Annotated in this window: 18 protein-coding genes; 5 read left to right on the forward strand and 13 right to left on the reverse strand. The window is 59.3% G+C overall.

Annotation, left to right across the window (positions count from 1 at the left end; translation table 11 throughout):
- Positions 1 to 80 precede the first annotated feature (80 nt).
- Both ASF29_RS10850 and ASF29_RS24360 read left to right on the forward strand, forming a co-directional pair.
- Positions 81 to 428 (forward strand): hypothetical protein, encoded by a 348-nt coding sequence (locus tag ASF29_RS10850; RefSeq protein WP_156462628.1) that lies wholly within the window; start codon positions 81 to 83, stop codon positions 426 to 428.
- Between the two features lie 234 nt (positions 429 to 662).
- On the forward strand, positions 663 to 833 hold the full coding sequence (locus ASF29_RS24360) for a hypothetical protein (protein ID WP_156462629.1): 171 nt from the start codon (positions 663 to 665) through the stop codon (positions 831 to 833).
- A gap of 125 nt (positions 834 to 958) precedes the next feature.
- On the opposite strand, the gene ASF29_RS10855 is transcribed toward ASF29_RS24360, so the two are convergent.
- The 4 genes from ASF29_RS10855 to ASF29_RS10865 all read right to left on the reverse strand — a co-directional run bounded on the left by ASF29_RS10855 (position 959) and on the right by ASF29_RS10865 (position 3,727).
- A complete protein-coding gene (locus ASF29_RS10855) occupies positions 959 to 1,300 on the reverse strand; it encodes a hypothetical protein (RefSeq protein WP_156462630.1) in 342 nt (113 codons plus the stop codon).
- A gap of 89 nt (positions 1,301 to 1,389) precedes the next feature.
- On the reverse strand, positions 1,390 to 1,533 hold the full coding sequence (locus ASF29_RS24685; RefSeq protein WP_200925532.1) for a hypothetical protein: 144 nt from the start codon (positions 1,531 to 1,533) through the stop codon (positions 1,390 to 1,392).
- Positions 1,534 to 1,609: 76 nt separating this feature from the next.
- Positions 1,610 to 2,872 carry a phage major capsid protein gene (locus tag ASF29_RS10860; protein WP_062450715.1) on the reverse strand — a complete coding sequence of 421 codons (1,263 nt, stop codon included), beginning with the start codon at positions 2,870 to 2,872 and terminating at the stop codon, positions 1,610 to 1,612.
- 282 nt (positions 2,873 to 3,154) lie between these two features.
- Complete coding sequence (locus ASF29_RS10865) at positions 3,155 to 3,727, reverse strand: HK97 family phage prohead protease (protein WP_062450716.1); 573 nt, start codon at positions 3,725 to 3,727, stop codon at positions 3,155 to 3,157.
- A 31-nt stretch (positions 3,728 to 3,758) separates the two neighbouring features.
- Here ASF29_RS10865 and ASF29_RS10870 point away from each other — a divergent pair, with 31 nt between their 5' ends.
- Entirely contained in the window at positions 3,759 to 4,247 is a 489-nt protein-coding gene (locus tag ASF29_RS10870) for a hypothetical protein (RefSeq protein ID WP_156462631.1), read from the forward strand.
- A 38-nt stretch (positions 4,248 to 4,285) separates the two neighbouring features.
- On the opposite strand, the gene ASF29_RS10875 is transcribed toward ASF29_RS10870, so the two are convergent.
- The 8 genes from ASF29_RS10875 to ASF29_RS10905 form a co-directional block, all read right to left on the reverse strand.
- Positions 4,286 to 4,600, reverse strand: coding sequence for a DUF6107 family protein (locus ASF29_RS10875; protein ID WP_062450718.1), 315 nt, complete (start codon positions 4,598 to 4,600; stop codon positions 4,286 to 4,288).
- A 359-nt stretch (positions 4,601 to 4,959) separates the two neighbouring features.
- Positions 4,960 to 6,123, reverse strand: coding sequence for a phage portal protein (locus ASF29_RS10880; RefSeq protein ID WP_062450723.1), 1,164 nt, complete (start codon positions 6,121 to 6,123; stop codon positions 4,960 to 4,962).
- 112 nt (positions 6,124 to 6,235) lie between these two features.
- Entirely contained in the window at positions 6,236 to 6,523 is a 288-nt protein-coding gene (locus ASF29_RS10885; protein ID WP_062450719.1) for a BrnA antitoxin family protein, read from the reverse strand.
- A complete protein-coding gene (locus ASF29_RS23955; protein WP_082453461.1) occupies positions 6,504 to 6,791 on the reverse strand; it encodes a BrnT family toxin in 288 nt (95 codons plus the stop codon). The genes ASF29_RS10885 and ASF29_RS23955 overlap by 20 nt, the downstream gene beginning before the upstream one ends.
- A 52-nt stretch (positions 6,792 to 6,843) precedes the next feature.
- Positions 6,844 to 7,152, reverse strand: a complete 309-nt coding sequence (locus ASF29_RS10890) for a Dabb family protein (RefSeq protein ID WP_062450724.1) — start codon at positions 7,150 to 7,152, stop codon at positions 6,844 to 6,846.
- A gap of 40 nt (positions 7,153 to 7,192) precedes the next feature.
- Positions 7,193 to 7,831 (reverse strand): hypothetical protein, encoded by a 639-nt coding sequence (locus tag ASF29_RS10895; RefSeq protein WP_062450725.1) that lies wholly within the window; start codon positions 7,829 to 7,831, stop codon positions 7,193 to 7,195.
- 571 nt (positions 7,832 to 8,402) lie between these two features.
- Positions 8,403 to 9,662 (reverse strand): terminase family protein, encoded by a 1,260-nt coding sequence (locus ASF29_RS10900; protein WP_062450726.1) that lies wholly within the window; start codon positions 9,660 to 9,662, stop codon positions 8,403 to 8,405.
- A gap of 73 nt (positions 9,663 to 9,735) precedes the next feature.
- Positions 9,736 to 10,239 carry a hypothetical protein gene (locus ASF29_RS10905; RefSeq protein ID WP_062450720.1) on the reverse strand — a complete coding sequence of 168 codons (504 nt, stop codon included), beginning with the start codon at positions 10,237 to 10,239 and terminating at the stop codon, positions 9,736 to 9,738.
- A 424-nt stretch (positions 10,240 to 10,663) separates the two neighbouring features.
- On the opposite strand from ASF29_RS10905, the gene ASF29_RS10910 reads away from it, so the two are divergent.
- Positions 10,664 to 12,307, forward strand: coding sequence for an alpha/beta-hydrolase family protein (locus ASF29_RS10910; RefSeq protein WP_162237894.1), 1,644 nt, complete (start codon positions 10,664 to 10,666; stop codon positions 12,305 to 12,307).
- Between the two features lie 245 nt (positions 12,308 to 12,552).
- Here ASF29_RS10910 and ASF29_RS10915 read toward each other — a convergent pair whose 3' ends face one another.
- The gene (locus tag ASF29_RS10915; protein ID WP_062450727.1) at positions 12,553 to 12,984 is read right to left on the reverse strand and encodes an Lrp/AsnC family transcriptional regulator; all 432 of its coding nucleotides are present in this window, start codon (positions 12,982 to 12,984) and stop codon (positions 12,553 to 12,555) included.
- A gap of 119 nt (positions 12,985 to 13,103) precedes the next feature.
- On the opposite strand from ASF29_RS10915, the gene ASF29_RS10920 reads away from it, so the two are divergent.
- Positions 13,104 to 14,204, forward strand: coding sequence for a saccharopine dehydrogenase family protein (locus ASF29_RS10920; RefSeq protein WP_062450728.1), 1,101 nt, complete (start codon positions 13,104 to 13,106; stop codon positions 14,202 to 14,204).
- Positions 14,205 to 14,328: the final 124 nt, after the last annotated feature.

Here is a 14,328-nt window from a genome sequence, read left to right on the forward strand (position 1 = left end):
TAATCCAAACCCCGGTCTGTGGTCCCGATTGCTCAGCTGGTGGGGCAATGATGTCTTACCGGTATTTCAAGAAGGCAACCATGCCCAAGCAAACCAAATTCGAAAGCGTTTTTTGCTCCCTCCGCGCCGTCCGTCACTATAGCCGTGGTGAGCCATGGAACTTGACGCAAGACGACTTCAACGAATTTGTCCGCACTGCCAACCTCATCCAGATAATCGGCGTGATATATGCGAGTGGCGGCTTTTGCCGGATAGACGAAACGTTGCCTTGGCAAGCCGGTAATTTAGCATTCGACGCCAATCTGATCCAACGCAAGCCACGTGCAACACCGAGCGAATTGTCAGGAGCGACATCGAAATGCATTCTCACCAAAGAACAGTGGGTGATGCAGTTGCAGCTTGACGCGATGCGGGCGCAACGAAATTAAGCCGGGACATAAATATCCGCTAAAGCACGCCATGTTTTACTCCTTACGAACGAAGCCCAAGCAGATGCTCCACTGCTTGGGCTTTATCATGAGGCGCTAATCCGGCGCTCAGGACCATCCTCGCCATTGAGTTTTTCTCATCGTGTTCGCAACGGGTTAGGACTTAAGTCCCTATTTGAGCGGAACCTAAAGTTGACCTCGTCATTTAGTAGCCGGGGAACCAAGGGAAATTTCATGCAGAACCAGCCACATCGACTGGCAAGATATCTCAGTCACGACATGATAAAGCAGACCTCGCGATCTGCTTCATCTCAAACCGTGCCTACTGACGATTCTTTCAGCATCCTGCTGAAGCGCTTGGCCGAAGTTGAACCGGCCAAGCTGCCCGGCGACAACGATAACTAAATTTCGACCACGCGCCGTTCACGCCTTGCCGCGCTGACATATTCGGACAGCCGGTTGGTTGGATTGAAATCCTCATCCCGCTTGATCCGCAGCCCATATGCGGAGGTCGGAGGGTGAGGAAAGTCTCAAAAACACCATTGATCGTTTTCTTCAATTGGTCTCGCGCATTCATCTATCCAATTCAAAATCCAGTCTGGTATTCCAGCGCAGTTCACAGCCACGGCAGCAGAAATAATGGCTGCCAGCACGTCCTTATCGATAGCCTGAGTTTCGCCGTCTGGATGCTGCTGTACTGTGGAGCGTAGCGTGTCGCCAATCATTCGCTCTTCAATTGAGTAAAGGATTTCCAGTTTTATTCTGTTGCGAAGAGTCAGAGGGGTAAGGGACCGGACGAACGCCGGATTGAACGTTAGGGCAAAAAAGTGGCCTCGCATATTCGAACATTTGTCATCTGAAATCAGCGCCATGCGCGTGACAAGGTTCCCGAAGAATGGAGCGTCGAACAACAAACTAACGCGTGCTGTCGTCAACACTCGGATGCAGATGTCGTGCATGTTCATACCTCAACACTCGCCATTCCCAACACAACAACTGCTGCAACACGTTCAATCATGCTGCGCTCTGCACGCCACTCCGCAGCACTTGAAAACACTTGTTCGAAACGCTTGCCATCGATCTTACCCCAGACCTTAAAACCCATTTACTTAACTCCTATAAGTTGTTTACACAACCCAGGGTTAACGCCGTTGAGTTTTCAGGGCGAGCAATGATTTAGTTCAAGCATCTGTTTTCACAAGTTTTTTGGCATAAAGCTTTTTTCTTAAAATGTGTACAATGCTAATATTGCGCACACGCTTGGTCGTATAAAACAGCACATAAGGCTTGGCCGAATAGGGATCACGCAGAATACGAATACCCGTGCGGTCCACCACCAGATACCCGGCACGGAAATCACCAAACGCAATCGAGGTGCTGCCCGCCGCCACATCCGGCATGTCCTCGGCCTCCGCCACCGGAAAGCCCATCAAAAGCGCCGCCTGGCCCGCAGAGGCTGGCGGCTGCCACAGATAATTGCCGGTGTTGTCCTTCGCCCGGCGCAAGGTGGACTGCGTCTTGCGGTTCATCAGGAAGCTGCCATTCTGGCGATGCCCGGCTTTCAGCGCATAGACCGTGTCGATCAGCACATCCAGCGGCCCGGAGGAGGCAAATGCGCCTGCAGCCCCTGTCGCCACATAACCGATCTTGCCCCACTCCCAGGCCGAATTCGCCACCATGTCATAGGCCAGTAGCCCCTTCGGCTTGTTCACGCCGTCGCCGGAAATGAAGGCCGTGCCCTCCTGCTCGGCAAAAGCCACATCAACCTCGGAGGCAATCCATGCCTCGATATCGACAGCCGCATCGTCCAGCAGCCCCTGCGTTGCCGCCGGCATCGCGTAAAGCTCCATGGTCGGGAAGGTCAGCTCGGAAAGCTGGGGCGTGTTGGTCTGCGGTCGCGCCGCCGTCTCGGAAACCCAACCGGTCGCCATGCCGCTCGGCGCGAACGGCTTTTTCAGCACGGCACCAGAAACCTGCCGCACGGTGGCCAACGCACGCATCGGCGACACCACCGCCATGCGTCTGCCGATGTCGCTATCGGTCTCGTTGGGCAGCAGATACCCGCCATCCGCGCCCGCGCTGCTGGAAAACGCCTTGGCCTCCAGATCACGCAGCGCGCCCTCATCACCCCGGCGAATATAGGCCTCGAACGCCACCTTGTGCTCTTCCGTCTCCGCATTGGCCGCACCCTTGCGCCCCAGCGCAGGCCGCGCCTTCTTCAGCGAAAGCTCGTCCATCACCCTCTTGTTGTCATCAAGCGCCTTGTCGATACGATCAAGCTTTTCACGGGTCAGCACATCCGCACTCATCTTGCGCTCGATATCCCCCAGCCGCTCGTCATTGGTCTCGCGAAAGGCCTCGAACGCCTCCATAAAATCATCAAACGCCGCCGTCATCGTATCCGGTACGGCCTTGATCTGCGGTGCTACTGTCTGTTCCGTCATGTGGTTTTCCTCTGTTGATTGGTAAGAAATGAAAGACGAAGCCCGCCTCCCCACCGTCACCCCGGACTTGATCCGGGGCCCAGCAGCATCGCGTCTGCGATGCAAAAGACTCTTCCTTGGCGCGGACGTGCTTTCTTCCCTCATCCCTGTGCTCGTCACAGGGATCCAGCCGACGCGCGTCTGCGCGACGAAAAGACTCCCTTCAGCCCAAGGACTTGGGCTGGCTAGATTCCTGTGACGAGCACAGGAATGAGGGCGAGACGACGGGCCTCCCAAACCCCATCACCGCCGAAAAGCATCCCCCGCCAAACTCTTCGCAGCCCGGCGCATCGTCCGCACCAGCTCCGTCTCCCGGTCGCGAAAGAACCGCGCCTGCTTGACGTTGGAAACCCGGGCAGATGGCAGCATGGGAAAGGTCACGACGGAGATTTCCCAGAGGTCGGCCTCCAGAATGCGGCGAATACCGCCGCGCGAAGCCTTGCCCGCCCGCACCGTCTGAAAGCCGATGGACAGCCCGTCCAGCGCACCCGTCTTCATCAGCGAATGCACCTCCTTGGCCCGCGCCACATCCGGTGCCAGCACCCCCTCGACATAAAGCCCTCGCTCATCCTCGCGAATGGTGCGCCACGCGCCAATCGGCTGGGCCGGGTCGTGCTGGTACAGCATGCGAATCCCCGAGGCACCGCGCTCCTCGATGGATCGCCTGAAGGCCCCCGGCTCGATCACATCGCGCCCCAGATCCACCTCGCCAAACACGCTGGCATAACCGGAAAACACCCCATCAAAGGCAATGCCGCGCAGCTCCAGGCTGGCAAATTTGCGCGTAGCAGGCCGCGGCCCGCGATAAACGTGCATGAAATTCTCCTGCTATTTGTAAGAAAAGGTGATGCTGTTGGGCGTGGCGGGACTGCATCATTACCGCCTTGTCGACAGCAACCACAGGCTGTCTTGCATCCCGTCGCCGTGGCGTTTATCGGTTCACTCCGTCAAACCATTGGCGATGGGAGAAAACGTGTTTCGTACTTCATTACTGTTGATTGCGTGCCTGACCTTGAACGGTTGCGGACTGACCAAAATTCCTGAGTCCTGGCATGACAATGAAATCAACAGGCTGGATACTGTTGGCCTCAGCCTGGAGGAAGCCCGAACCAAAGCAACGCGCAGAGGGTTCAAGTGCAGCGAAAACATCCAATTCAATCGTACCATTTGGGACGGTGGCATCGAACGAAAGGTCAACACTCTTCAGTGCTACAAAAAATCACTGGATTTGATATGCCCGCAAACCAGATACGTTATTTTCAATGCGGACTCGAAAAGCGGCAAAGTGCTTAGCGCTGGAGGCCGCATCACAGAATTCACCTGCTTTTCAGCCTGATCAGCACGTCGCAACGCATATAAGGCCCGTAATCAGGCTTAAGGCCGTGCGGCATAACGCTCGGCAATGCGCACCATCACGCCCAGCCCCCACCAGGCGCAGAGGCTGGCGGCGGCGGAGCCGGTCAGCATCACGTCCTGACCCGAGAGACCATCGGCAATATCCAGCCGCTTGACGATCCACACCCCCACCGGCCCGCCGAAGATCATGCCGCAAGCGAGCCCCGTCAGAAACCGGCTGGCCGCCTCGCGGTGCGTCTGGGGCAGAAGATAGATCAGCGAAACGCCAGCTCCCGCCACCGCCCCGGTAAATCGAGCAGCCCAAATGCCGCCCTCATTGGCAAATTCAGACATGGGTAATCATTCCGGGTTAGAGTAGAATACGTTGCACAGCGGCTGCCCTGCACCCGCCATGAGGATGTGTGCGCTTTTCTCGAGTCATTGGAACCGGTTGAGGGGAAACCTTCACAGATGGATTCCGGTTGTTTAGAAAGTGGTTCAACGGTGCCGCCGGGTTTACCTCTCCCCCTGTGGGAGAGGACAGAAAATCACGATCTTAGCGAAAGCTAAGTCGTAGATTTTCTAGGTGAGGGGTTTGCCGCTTGCGCCGAGGGAAAACCCCTCACTTGCGATTTCTAACACTTAGCCTTTGGCTAAGGTGTTGAAATCGCTTTCTCTCCCACAAGGGGAGAGATAACCCAGCCGCCCCCCCATCAATACCCCACCGCCTCACGCTTCTCCTCATCACTCAGGAACCCCGCAGCCCCCACCCGCGCCCACAGTGCATCACGCTCGCCAGACAGTCCGGCAATCCGATCCAGATCCGGCTCCAGCCGCAACGCACCCTCAAACAACGGTGCCAGCCAAGCCGACAAACTCGCCGCCGTCCGATTGATCAGCGGCAGCACCGTCAGCCGGTAAAAAGCCCGGTTAGCCTCCTGGTAATTCGCATAGGTATTGTCACCGGGAATGCCCAGCAGCATGGGCGGCACGCCGAGTGCCAGCGCGATGTCGCGGGCAGCCCCGTTCTTGGCCTCCATGAAGTCCATGTCTTTCGGCGAAAGCCCCATGCTCTTCCAGTCCAACCCGCCTTCCAAAAGCAGCGGACGCCCGGCATTCACCGCGCCTGCATAGCCTTCCTCCAGCTCCCGCTTTAGCCGCTCGTACTGGTCGGTGGAAAGATTGCCGCCCTCCTTGGGCTGATAGACCAACGCACCCGAGGGGCGGGCCGAATTGTCCAGCAACCGCTTGTTCCAGATGCTCGCCGCATTGTGCAAATCCAGCGCCGCCCCAGCCGCCGCCAGCGGCGAAAACCCATTATGGTCATCTAGGGGGTTGAACAGCTTCAGGTGCAGCAGCCCCAGCCCATCCCGATCCGCCGCAATCCGCCGCGCCGCCCGGCCCTCGGCCCGGTAGTCGAACGCCGCAGGCCAGCCATCCGCCCCCTCGATGATGCTGACGCGATCGGGCCGCAGCAGATGCAGCTCCCGCAACCGCTCGCCCACCATCAGCGGCTCGATATAGCTATTGCCGGAGAGCAGCAGATGCCCGTAGAGCGCCTCAAAGAAATCAGGCCCGCTCATCTGCCCGTTGGGACGCGCCAGCAGCCGCAACAGCGCATGCTCGCCAATCTCAGCGTCACCCTCATACAGCAACCAACTGACAGACGCCGCAGCCTCCGCCACCATCCGCGCTGCCCGGTGCGCCACCGGGTTGCGCATGAACCCTTCGCGAGACAGCGCACCATATCCGCGCCCCGACCAATGCGTCCGCCCCGCCTCGCCAGACAGCACCAGAAACCCACCCGCCGCCTTTTCTTCGCGCACAGGTCCACGCCCCACCGGGCGCCGCCACGGCAGAGAACCAAAAAATCGCATGGAATGATCCTTTATGAGAACGCCGAAAGCCCGCAATGCAAAGGCGTTGCAGACAAAGTCAGCTGTTACTTCAAATCAGTGCGCTAACGCGCCAGTTCAGCCGAAAGTCGGATCAGGCCCGCTTCTTTTCCGCCTCGGTTACATGCTGCCGCAACACGCGGTTTATCTCCGTCTGATAACCGCTTTTCTCGGCATGTTCCTTGAACCAGGCCAGAATATCCGCATCCAGCCGGATCGTCACAGGCTGCTTGATCGGGCGGTAGAACGCACCACGCTTGGCATGCATCCAGTTTTCGACGGGCGCCTCGGGTATATCTGCCGTATCGATATCGTCATCCGACATCGCTTCCAGCTTTGCCAGTTCTTCAAGCTGCTGTTGATTAAACTTGCTGTTGCTCATAGCGCCTCCTTTCATGGGATGTCGCCTTGCGGGCTCCGATAATGCGAACGACAGCGTCATCTTCACCAGCGGGATAACTATGTACGACAACGAGGATCGCGACCGCACCCACCATACCCAAAGCGTGCCAACGCTGCTCACCGTCTTCAAACCTATCCGGCATGATGACATGCAGCGGGTCGTTCCAGACTTCTTTCGCCAGTTCGAATGAAACATGGTGCTTCACCCGATTTTTCTGCGCCTTTACCTCATCCCACTCGAATTGCACGATAGCAAAAACCTACATTTTTGTACATACAAAACCTACCATGAGGTCCAGCCTACCCAATCGGCTCTTTCACCGCCCTGTCACTATCAAAATCGGCCGCCACCCGCGTGTCGCGCAGCGGCTTCACCGTATTCGTGGAAAGCTCATAGGCCGGGTCGGCCTTATACGCCGCCAGTGCCGCCTCATTCTCGAATTCACCGTAGACGATGAAGTCCACCGAATTGCCCCATTGGTCTTTCTTCACGTTCTCGCCAATCTCAAGCGTCAGCGCGTGAGAAATAGCTGTAAGACCGGAAAGACCCTTGCGAACCGCGTCGCGGTTGGCTTCCGGTACGGTAAAGAAAACGATGTGGCGGATCATGAAAGCACCTGTCATGCAAAATCTCGGGTGGAAATCGCTATCATCCCACCGCTGGCTGTTCAATCAGGCTTGCCGTCAAGCCTGCATGAAACGTTCGTCCATAACCTGCAATCAGTGCTGCCCGGTCATTGCCGTTGACGATGGCTCTGGCACCTTCCCAGTCGGCGCGCTGTGTATCAAAATACTGCGAAAGTCGCCTGCCGGTAAAACTGCCGCGCAGCATGCCCTCCACCAGAATGGCAGCAGACACCTGCGGCTCCATCGCCCGCTCGGGCCGCTCCACCAGGTCGATGCCCGTCACCGCTGACATCGCCTCGTAATTGCGCCGGTGCGTCAACTGCACCAGCCCGCGCCCCAGCCAGCTTTTGCCGTCTGCATCGCGCCGCCAATAGGGCGTGCGCACCTGCCCCAGCCTTCCTGCCGCATAGGCCCGGTCCAGAATACGGATCGCCGCATCGTCACTCGCCGCCAGCGTTTCGCGCACCGGCTGCATGGTGCCTGCCGTCTCGTGAAACGCCGTCGCCAGCATGTAAGCCAGATGGCGAATATCGCCGTCCGGTGCTCTCACCTCGAATTCGTCGAGAACCAATTCAGTCCCGTTCACCTGCGTGGCACTCAGCCGTCCCGGAAAGGGAGCCCCCCGAATCGTCGCGAAAAAATGTTGTCTATCCAACAGCATCATCACCTCTCAAAATTACGGCGGCCTAAACCCCAGATTTTAATATGCAACTTCTCGCATCTAAATCGATTTAGAAAAATCCTAATCGATTTTATTTTATACGAACCGTTTTAAGGGAAAATTTTACCTTGAATTGAGGAACTTTCACCCGCTTACTCTGTTTCACACCGCGCAAAACGCAGCGCCCAACCGCCAAGGAGGAATGCCATGACAGCAACAATTCCGCAGACCACCTACGACCGCCTCGAAAGCGAATGGCGCCAGATGCGCGAAGTCGGCACACAACAGAAGCCGGACCAGTCTACGAAGAAGTGATGCGGTCGGGGGTGTCGATCACCCCTACCGTCACAGTCTTGAAAATCGCCCGCGCTGCGCCATCACAGGCCACGCGGGCGTTTCGCTTTTTATCTAGTCGTCTTACTTAAACGCCGTCACCCCGGCCTTGAGCCGGGGTCCAGCCCGCTGCGTCTGCGGCGGAAGACTCTTCCGCGATCACAGACTTGATCGCACTGGATACCGGGTCAAGCCCGGTATGACGGCGTGTATAACGACGCAAGCACAAGACAACCCCTCACATCCCCCGCACCCTCGGCTCGGCCATCGTCCCCATCGCCAGCGCCGTCAACGCCCAGACCAGCGCATCCAGCCGGTCGGGTGACTTGCCGGAAGACAACCCATCCGGCCCGAAATCCACCATCTGGTCTTCCAATTTCTCAAACCGCCCCGCATGCCGCACTCGGCCCTGCTCATACAGCGCAGCCACCGGTTCGGCGCGGGTAAATTTGCCGCGGCTGGCGCGCACCATGGTCACCGGCAGATTGGCGTCGATGCTTTTCAGCATCGCGCTCACCATCTCGCCGCCCTGGTTCACCTCGGCCACCACCCGGTCGGCCTCGAAGCGGCGGAAGGCGGCAACCACCGCCCGCGCCCAGCCTGCAGGCGTCGCACCTTCGGCGGAGCAGTCCGCCAGAACCCAAAACCGCCCGTCTATACCTATGCCCGCCACCACGATGCCGCAGCAGGAGCCCTCGCCGCTGCCCGCCGGCGGGTCCACCGCAACGACGGTCCGTGCCAAAACATCCGGCCTGTCATCGAAAATCGCCTCCAGATCGGCGCGCTTCCACAGCGCATCGTCGCGCTGGGCAATCAACTCGCCATCCAGTTCCTGCCGGCCCAGCCGCGTGCCGCCATAACGTTTCATCATCGCATCGATGAAACCGGGCGACAGGTTGTCGGCATTGTCATGGGTGCGCATCCGCACCACCCGGCTGCCCGGGTCGGCCATCAGCGCCTTCAACAGCGGTATCGGCCTTGGCGTGGTGGTAATCAGCTGCCGGGGATTGTCACCAAGGCGCAGGCCGAATTGCAGCATGTCCCAGGTTTCCTGAGCATAACGCCACTTCGCCAGCTCGTCGGACCATGCGAAATGAAACTGCGGGCCGCGCAGGCTTTCCGGGTCTTCGGAGGAAAAGATTTGCGCCATCGCCCCGTTCGGCCAGATCAGCCTGCGGCGCGACGCCTCGAAATCCGGCCGCCTGAACCGCGCCACCCGGCAGATGCCGGAGACGCCGTCGATCATCACCTCACGCGCATCGCCCAGAGTTTCTGCCACCAGCGCAATGCGCAGATCGGATCGGTCACTGGCGGAAGCGATGAGATGCACCCATTCGCACCCGGCTCTGGTCTTGCCAGAGCCGCGCCCGCCAATCAGCAACCAGTTGCGCCAGTCGCCATCCGGCGGCTGCTGCGGGGCATTGCCCACAAAGCGCCAGTCGCGGTTGAAGCGGGCAATGTGCTGCCGTTGGTATTTTTCTGCCAGCGGCGCTGCCATGCCTTGCGCAATCTCCTGCCTGCGAATGTCAGGAACGGGAGAGCCGATCACCGGTACCGCCGCCTGCCCCGCTTCATTTTCCGGCTTCAGCCGTGTCTTCGTCTGGCGAAACACCGGCAGAGACAAGCCTTGCCCGCACTTTCTGCCGGACGAGGTCGTCGATGCGCCTTTGGAAGAATGCAACGGCGTCCTCATAATCCTGCGCTCCCGCCGCGTCTTCAGCCGCCGCCTCGCGATCGCGGGTCAGCTGCCGTTGCAGCGTATCGATCTTTTCCAGCGTCCGCACGATCAGCGACATGGCATCGGTCGCGGCCTTCACATCAGCCCGCGCCCCCTTCCCCGCCGCATCGTCCGCCGCCTCATCCAGCGCCGCACCTGCCCCTTCGCGCAGAGAGCGAAAGAACCGAAACTGCTCCCGCATCTCAGCGGTCATCTCGTTCAGCAACCGCCAAAGGTCGTCGCTGGCCTTGTCCGGCGGCGCGGATTTCAACTCCAGCACCGCAGGATTATCGGCATAAACAGGCGTTTGCGGCCACTCGCGGTAGAGCGAGAGGTCTGTCTTGATTGTCGATGTCATGATTTGCCTGTTGGTTGGAACGTCAAATGTCGGCGCAAGCTCGCCCCCCCTCTGCCCTGCCGGGCATCTCCCCCACAGGTGGGGAGATCGGCAGGAGGCAAACTCTCGCCCATCCACAACCTCGCGAAGAGAGCGAGGGGTCAGCGCCCAGCCAATCTCCCTCCTTGTGGGGGAGATGTCCGGCAGGACAGAGGGGGGTAAGCCCCACCCAAAGGTCCAGCAGCAAACCGCTACCAACCCCACCACCCACACTTCTCCGACTATACCCAAACACTACCAAACCACCGTCACGCCGTCAAGGATTAAATTCCTATTCATCGCAAAATTTATTCCGCACCCTTCCTTCCACGCACCACGCCACCATACTACACTGCCTCAACAACCAACCGGGGAAGGAAGCAGAATCTTGAGATGGATCAGGCGTTTGGTCATGCCGCTGTCCAGCACCGGCATCGTCGTCGGCACGGTGCTGCTGTGCGCTTCCCTCACGCCATCGCTGCTTCCCCGCACCTTCGTCATGCAGGGCGTGCTGTGCGGATTTTCCTTTGCCATCGGTTATCTCATCGGCGTTTTTCTGAAGGATATCGCCATCTATCTCGGCCTGCCGCAGCCCTCCCGGCATGATAAACGCGGCATTCTCTTCGTCATCTCGCTGGCGGCAATCGTCGCTGCGCTCGGCTTTCTGTGGCAGGCGGCAACCTGGCAAAACTCCATTCGCGTCTTGATGGAACTCGACCCGTTGGACAGCGCCCACCGCATCAAAACCGGGGCCATCGCCGTTGGCGTCTCTGCCCTGCTCATCGCTTTCGGGCGCCTGTTTCAGATCGTGCGGCGGCTCTTTGCCCTGCGCAGCCGCCGGTTTTTGCCGCGTCCGCTGGCCAATGTCGTCGGCATTGCCGCCGCCGTCATCATCGCCGTGCTACTGCTCAACGGGCTGGTGGTCGATGTCGGCCTGCGGTTCATGGATAGCTCGCTGAAACAGGTCGATAGCCTCATCGAGCCCGATGTGCCACGCCCCTCCGACCCCATGAAAACCGGTAGTTCCGCCTCCCTCATGACCTGGGAATCGCTCGGACGCCGTGGCCGCGAATTCGTCGCCACCGGCCCGCACAGCACAGAGATTACCGCCTTCACCAGCCGCCCGGCCATGGAGCCCATCCGCGTTTATGCCGGGCTGAATGCCGGAGCCACACCGGCAGAGCGCGCCAAACTCGCCCTGGAAGAACTCAAACGCACCGGCGGTTTCGAGCGCGAAACCCTTGTCGTCATCGCCCCCACCGGCACCGGCTGGATAGACCCGGAAGCCATTGATACGCTTGAATATTTGCACAATGGTGACGTCGCCACCGTCGCCGTGCAATATTCCTATCTCTCCAGCTGGATCGCCCTTCTGACGGAGCCGGATTACGGCGTGGAAACCGCCCGCGCCCTCTTCGAAGCCATCTACGGTTACTGGACGACGCTGCCCAAGGATACCCGCCCCAAGCTCTACCTGCACGGTCTCAGCCTCGGTGCGCTGAACAGCCAGAAATCCTCCGATCTCTACGATGTCCTCGCCGATCCCTTCCAGGGCGCGCTGTGGAGCGGCCCGCCCTTTTCCAGCCCCACATGGCGCATGGCCACATCAGGCCGAACCGAAGGCTCGCCCTATTGGCTGCCCAAATTCCGCGATTCCTCGGTCATCCGCTTTGCAGACCAATACACCAACGCCCATATGGCGGATAAGCCCTGGGGGCCGATGCGCATCGTCTACCTGCAATATGCCAGCGACCCCATAACCTTCTTCGAAACCGCAGCCCTTTACCGTCGCCCGGAATGGATGAAGCAGCCGCGTGGCCGCGATGTCTCCTCCTCCTTCCGCTGGTTCCCCGTCGTCACCGAACTGCAACTGTTCCTCGACGTCGCCGCCGCCACCACCGCCCCCATGGGCTACGGCCACGTCTACGCGCCGGAACACTACATCGACGCATGGCTGGAAGTGACCCAACCACACGGCTGGACACCCGCCGAAATCCAGCGGCTGAAGATGTTTTTCAAGGCGAAACGGGGCAGTACGGACCCGGTTTGAGCCCTATCCTCCGTCACCCCGGCCTAGAGCCGGGGTCCAGCCACCGCGCGTCTGCGCGATGAGAAAACGTGTTGGACGCCGAGTGCGAGACTACCAGGTCACTCCAATTCCACCCCTCATTCCTGTGCTTGTCACAGGAATCCAGCCGACACGCGTCTGCGTGGCGAAAAGAGGCTTCTCAGCCCAAAGACTTGGGCTGACTGGATTCCTGTGACAAGCACAGGAATGTGGGAGAAGCGTTGAAATCACCGCGAAATCCGCGTCGATAAAATCACCGAAGATAGCGTCCGCTCCACCCCATCCAGCGCCCCGATACCGTCGATCAACCGGTCCAGATCAGCAATCGAAGGCGCAGTGAGAATGGCGATTAGGTCGAAGCTGCCGCTGACGGAGTGCAACGTCGTGACCTCCTTGATCGCGGCAAGGGCTGCGGTGACGCCCGCCAGTGCCTTGGGCGCAATCGTAATCAGCACATGCGCCCGCACCAGCCCGGAAAGATAGGCGTCAGACAGCTTGATGCCGTAACCGGATATCACCCCATCCGCCTCCAGCCGCTCGATACGAGCCTGCACCGTCGTGCGGGAAAGGCCGAGTTTCCGCGCCAGTTCCGCCACCGGCATGCGCGCATTATCTCCCAGCAGCGAAAGCAACGCCCGGTCTTTTTCACTAAGCATTATGCACAATCCTATTGGCGATATGCATAAATCTAGTCGCTCTTTCGCGCAAAGTGAAGCTACGAATCGTGTGCAAAAAGCGGCATTCTGTTACCTCAATGGCATTTCTCAAGGGGGACAGAATGAAACATATCGTCATCATCGGCGCAGGCAATATCGGCTCCGCCATCGCATGGATGCTCGCCGTCACCGGCGATTACCGCGTCACCGTCGCGGACCGTTCCGCAGATCAACTCGCCAACGTTCCCGGCCATGAACGGGTCGATACCGAGATCGTCGACATCACCGATCGCCTCGGCCTGCAGGCGCTGTTGAAGGACAAATTCGCCGTCCTCTCCGCTGCCCCGTTCCACCTCACCGCAGGTATTGCCGAAGCCGCCGTTGCCGTCGGCACGCATTATCTCGATCTCACCGAAGACGTCGAATCCACCCGCAAGGTCAAGAAACTGGCCGAAACGTCCGAAAGCGCGCTCATCCCACAATGCGGCCTTGCCCCCGGCTTCATCTCCATTGTCGCTGCCGATCTCGCCTCGCGTTTCGATAAGCTGGACAGCGTGCGCATGCGCGTCGGCGCCCTGCCGCAATACCCGTCCAACGCCTTGAATTATAACCTCACCTGGAGCACGGACGGTCTCATCAACGAATATATCGAGCCCTGCGAAGCCATCGTCGAGGGCCGCCTCACCGCCGTACCTGCCTTGGAAGAGCGCGAGGAATTTTCACTCGACGGCATGACCTACGAGGCCTTCAACACATCGGGCGGCCTCGGCACACTGGCCGCCACGCTGGAGGGCAAGGTGCGCACCATGAATTACCGCACCATCCGCTACCCTGGCCACGTCGCCATCATGAAGGCGCTGCTCAACGACCTCAACCTGCGCAACCGCCGCGATGTGCTGAAAGACCTCTTCGAAAACGCCCTTCCCGCCACCATGCAGGATGTCGTCATCGTCTTCGTCACCGTCTGCGGCACCAAGAATGGCCGCTTCATGCAAGAAACCTACGCCCACAAAGTCTATGCCGGCCCCGTCTCCGGCCGCATGATGAGCGCCATCCAGATCACCACCGCCGCCGGCATTACGACGGTGCTGGATTTGCTGAGCCAAGGCAAGCTGCCGCAGAAAGGCTTTGTGAAACAGGAGGATATTGGTCTGGCGGATTTTCTGGCTAACCGGTTCGGGCAGTATTATGCGCAACGTGAGGGGTTGGCGAAGGTAGGGTAACTCAACTGGCGGAAGTGGGTGTGGCCCCCCCTTGTAACTTCCCCTCACCGTCATTTGGCGTTTTAATGCCGGTTGCGGTGGCGGATGTGAGACCGAGACCCCCTGGGGACACCAAGCCCGTGGC

The organism is Rhizobium sp. Leaf262, assembly GCF_001422245.1.
GTDB lineage: Bacteria > Pseudomonadota > Alphaproteobacteria > Rhizobiales > Rhizobiaceae > Agrobacterium.

Excerpts from the sequence above, each read along its gene's own strand:
- ASF29_RS10875 (WP_062450718.1), bottom strand. The coding sequence starts at position 4,600 with ATGTCTGAATTTGCCAATGAGGGCGGCATTTGGGCTGCTCGATTTACC.
- ASF29_RS10870 (WP_156462631.1), top strand. The coding sequence starts at position 3,759 with ATGCTGTTGGGCGTGGCGGGACTGCATCATTACCGCCTTGTCGACAGC.
- ASF29_RS10865 (WP_062450716.1), bottom strand. The coding sequence starts at position 3,727 with ATGCACGTTTATCGCGGGCCGCGGCCTGCTACGCGCAAATTTGCCAGC.
- ASF29_RS10895 (WP_062450725.1), bottom strand. The coding sequence starts at position 7,831 with ATGCTGTTGGATAGACAACATTTTTTCGCGACGATTCGGGGGGCTCCC.
- ASF29_RS10855 (WP_156462630.1), bottom strand. The coding sequence starts at position 1,300 with ATGGCGCTGATTTCAGATGACAAATGTTCGAATATGCGAGGCCACTTT.
- ASF29_RS10920 (WP_062450728.1), top strand. The coding sequence starts at position 13,104 with ATGAAACATATCGTCATCATCGGCGCAGGCAATATCGGCTCCGCCATC.
- ASF29_RS10885 (WP_062450719.1), bottom strand. The coding sequence starts at position 6,523 with ATGAGCAACAGCAAGTTTAATCAACAGCAGCTTGAAGAACTGGCAAAG.
- ASF29_RS10900 (WP_062450726.1), bottom strand. The coding sequence starts at position 9,662 with ATGGCAGCGCCGCTGGCAGAAAAATACCAACGGCAGCACATTGCCCGC.
- ASF29_RS10890 (WP_062450724.1), bottom strand. The coding sequence starts at position 7,152 with ATGATCCGCCACATCGTTTTCTTTACCGTACCGGAAGCCAACCGCGAC.
- ASF29_RS10880 (WP_062450723.1), bottom strand. The coding sequence starts at position 6,123 with ATGCGATTTTTTGGTTCTCTGCCGTGGCGGCGCCCGGTGGGGCGTGGA.
- ASF29_RS10850 (WP_156462628.1), top strand. The coding sequence starts at position 81 with ATGCCCAAGCAAACCAAATTCGAAAGCGTTTTTTGCTCCCTCCGCGCC.
- ASF29_RS24685 (WP_200925532.1), bottom strand. The coding sequence starts at position 1,533 with ATGGGTTTTAAGGTCTGGGGTAAGATCGATGGCAAGCGTTTCGAACAA.
- ASF29_RS24360 (WP_156462629.1), top strand. The coding sequence starts at position 663 with ATGCAGAACCAGCCACATCGACTGGCAAGATATCTCAGTCACGACATG.
- ASF29_RS10905 (WP_062450720.1), bottom strand. The coding sequence starts at position 10,239 with ATGACATCGACAATCAAGACAGACCTCTCGCTCTACCGCGAGTGGCCG.
- ASF29_RS10860 (WP_062450715.1), bottom strand. The coding sequence starts at position 2,872 with ATGACGGAACAGACAGTAGCACCGCAGATCAAGGCCGTACCGGATACG.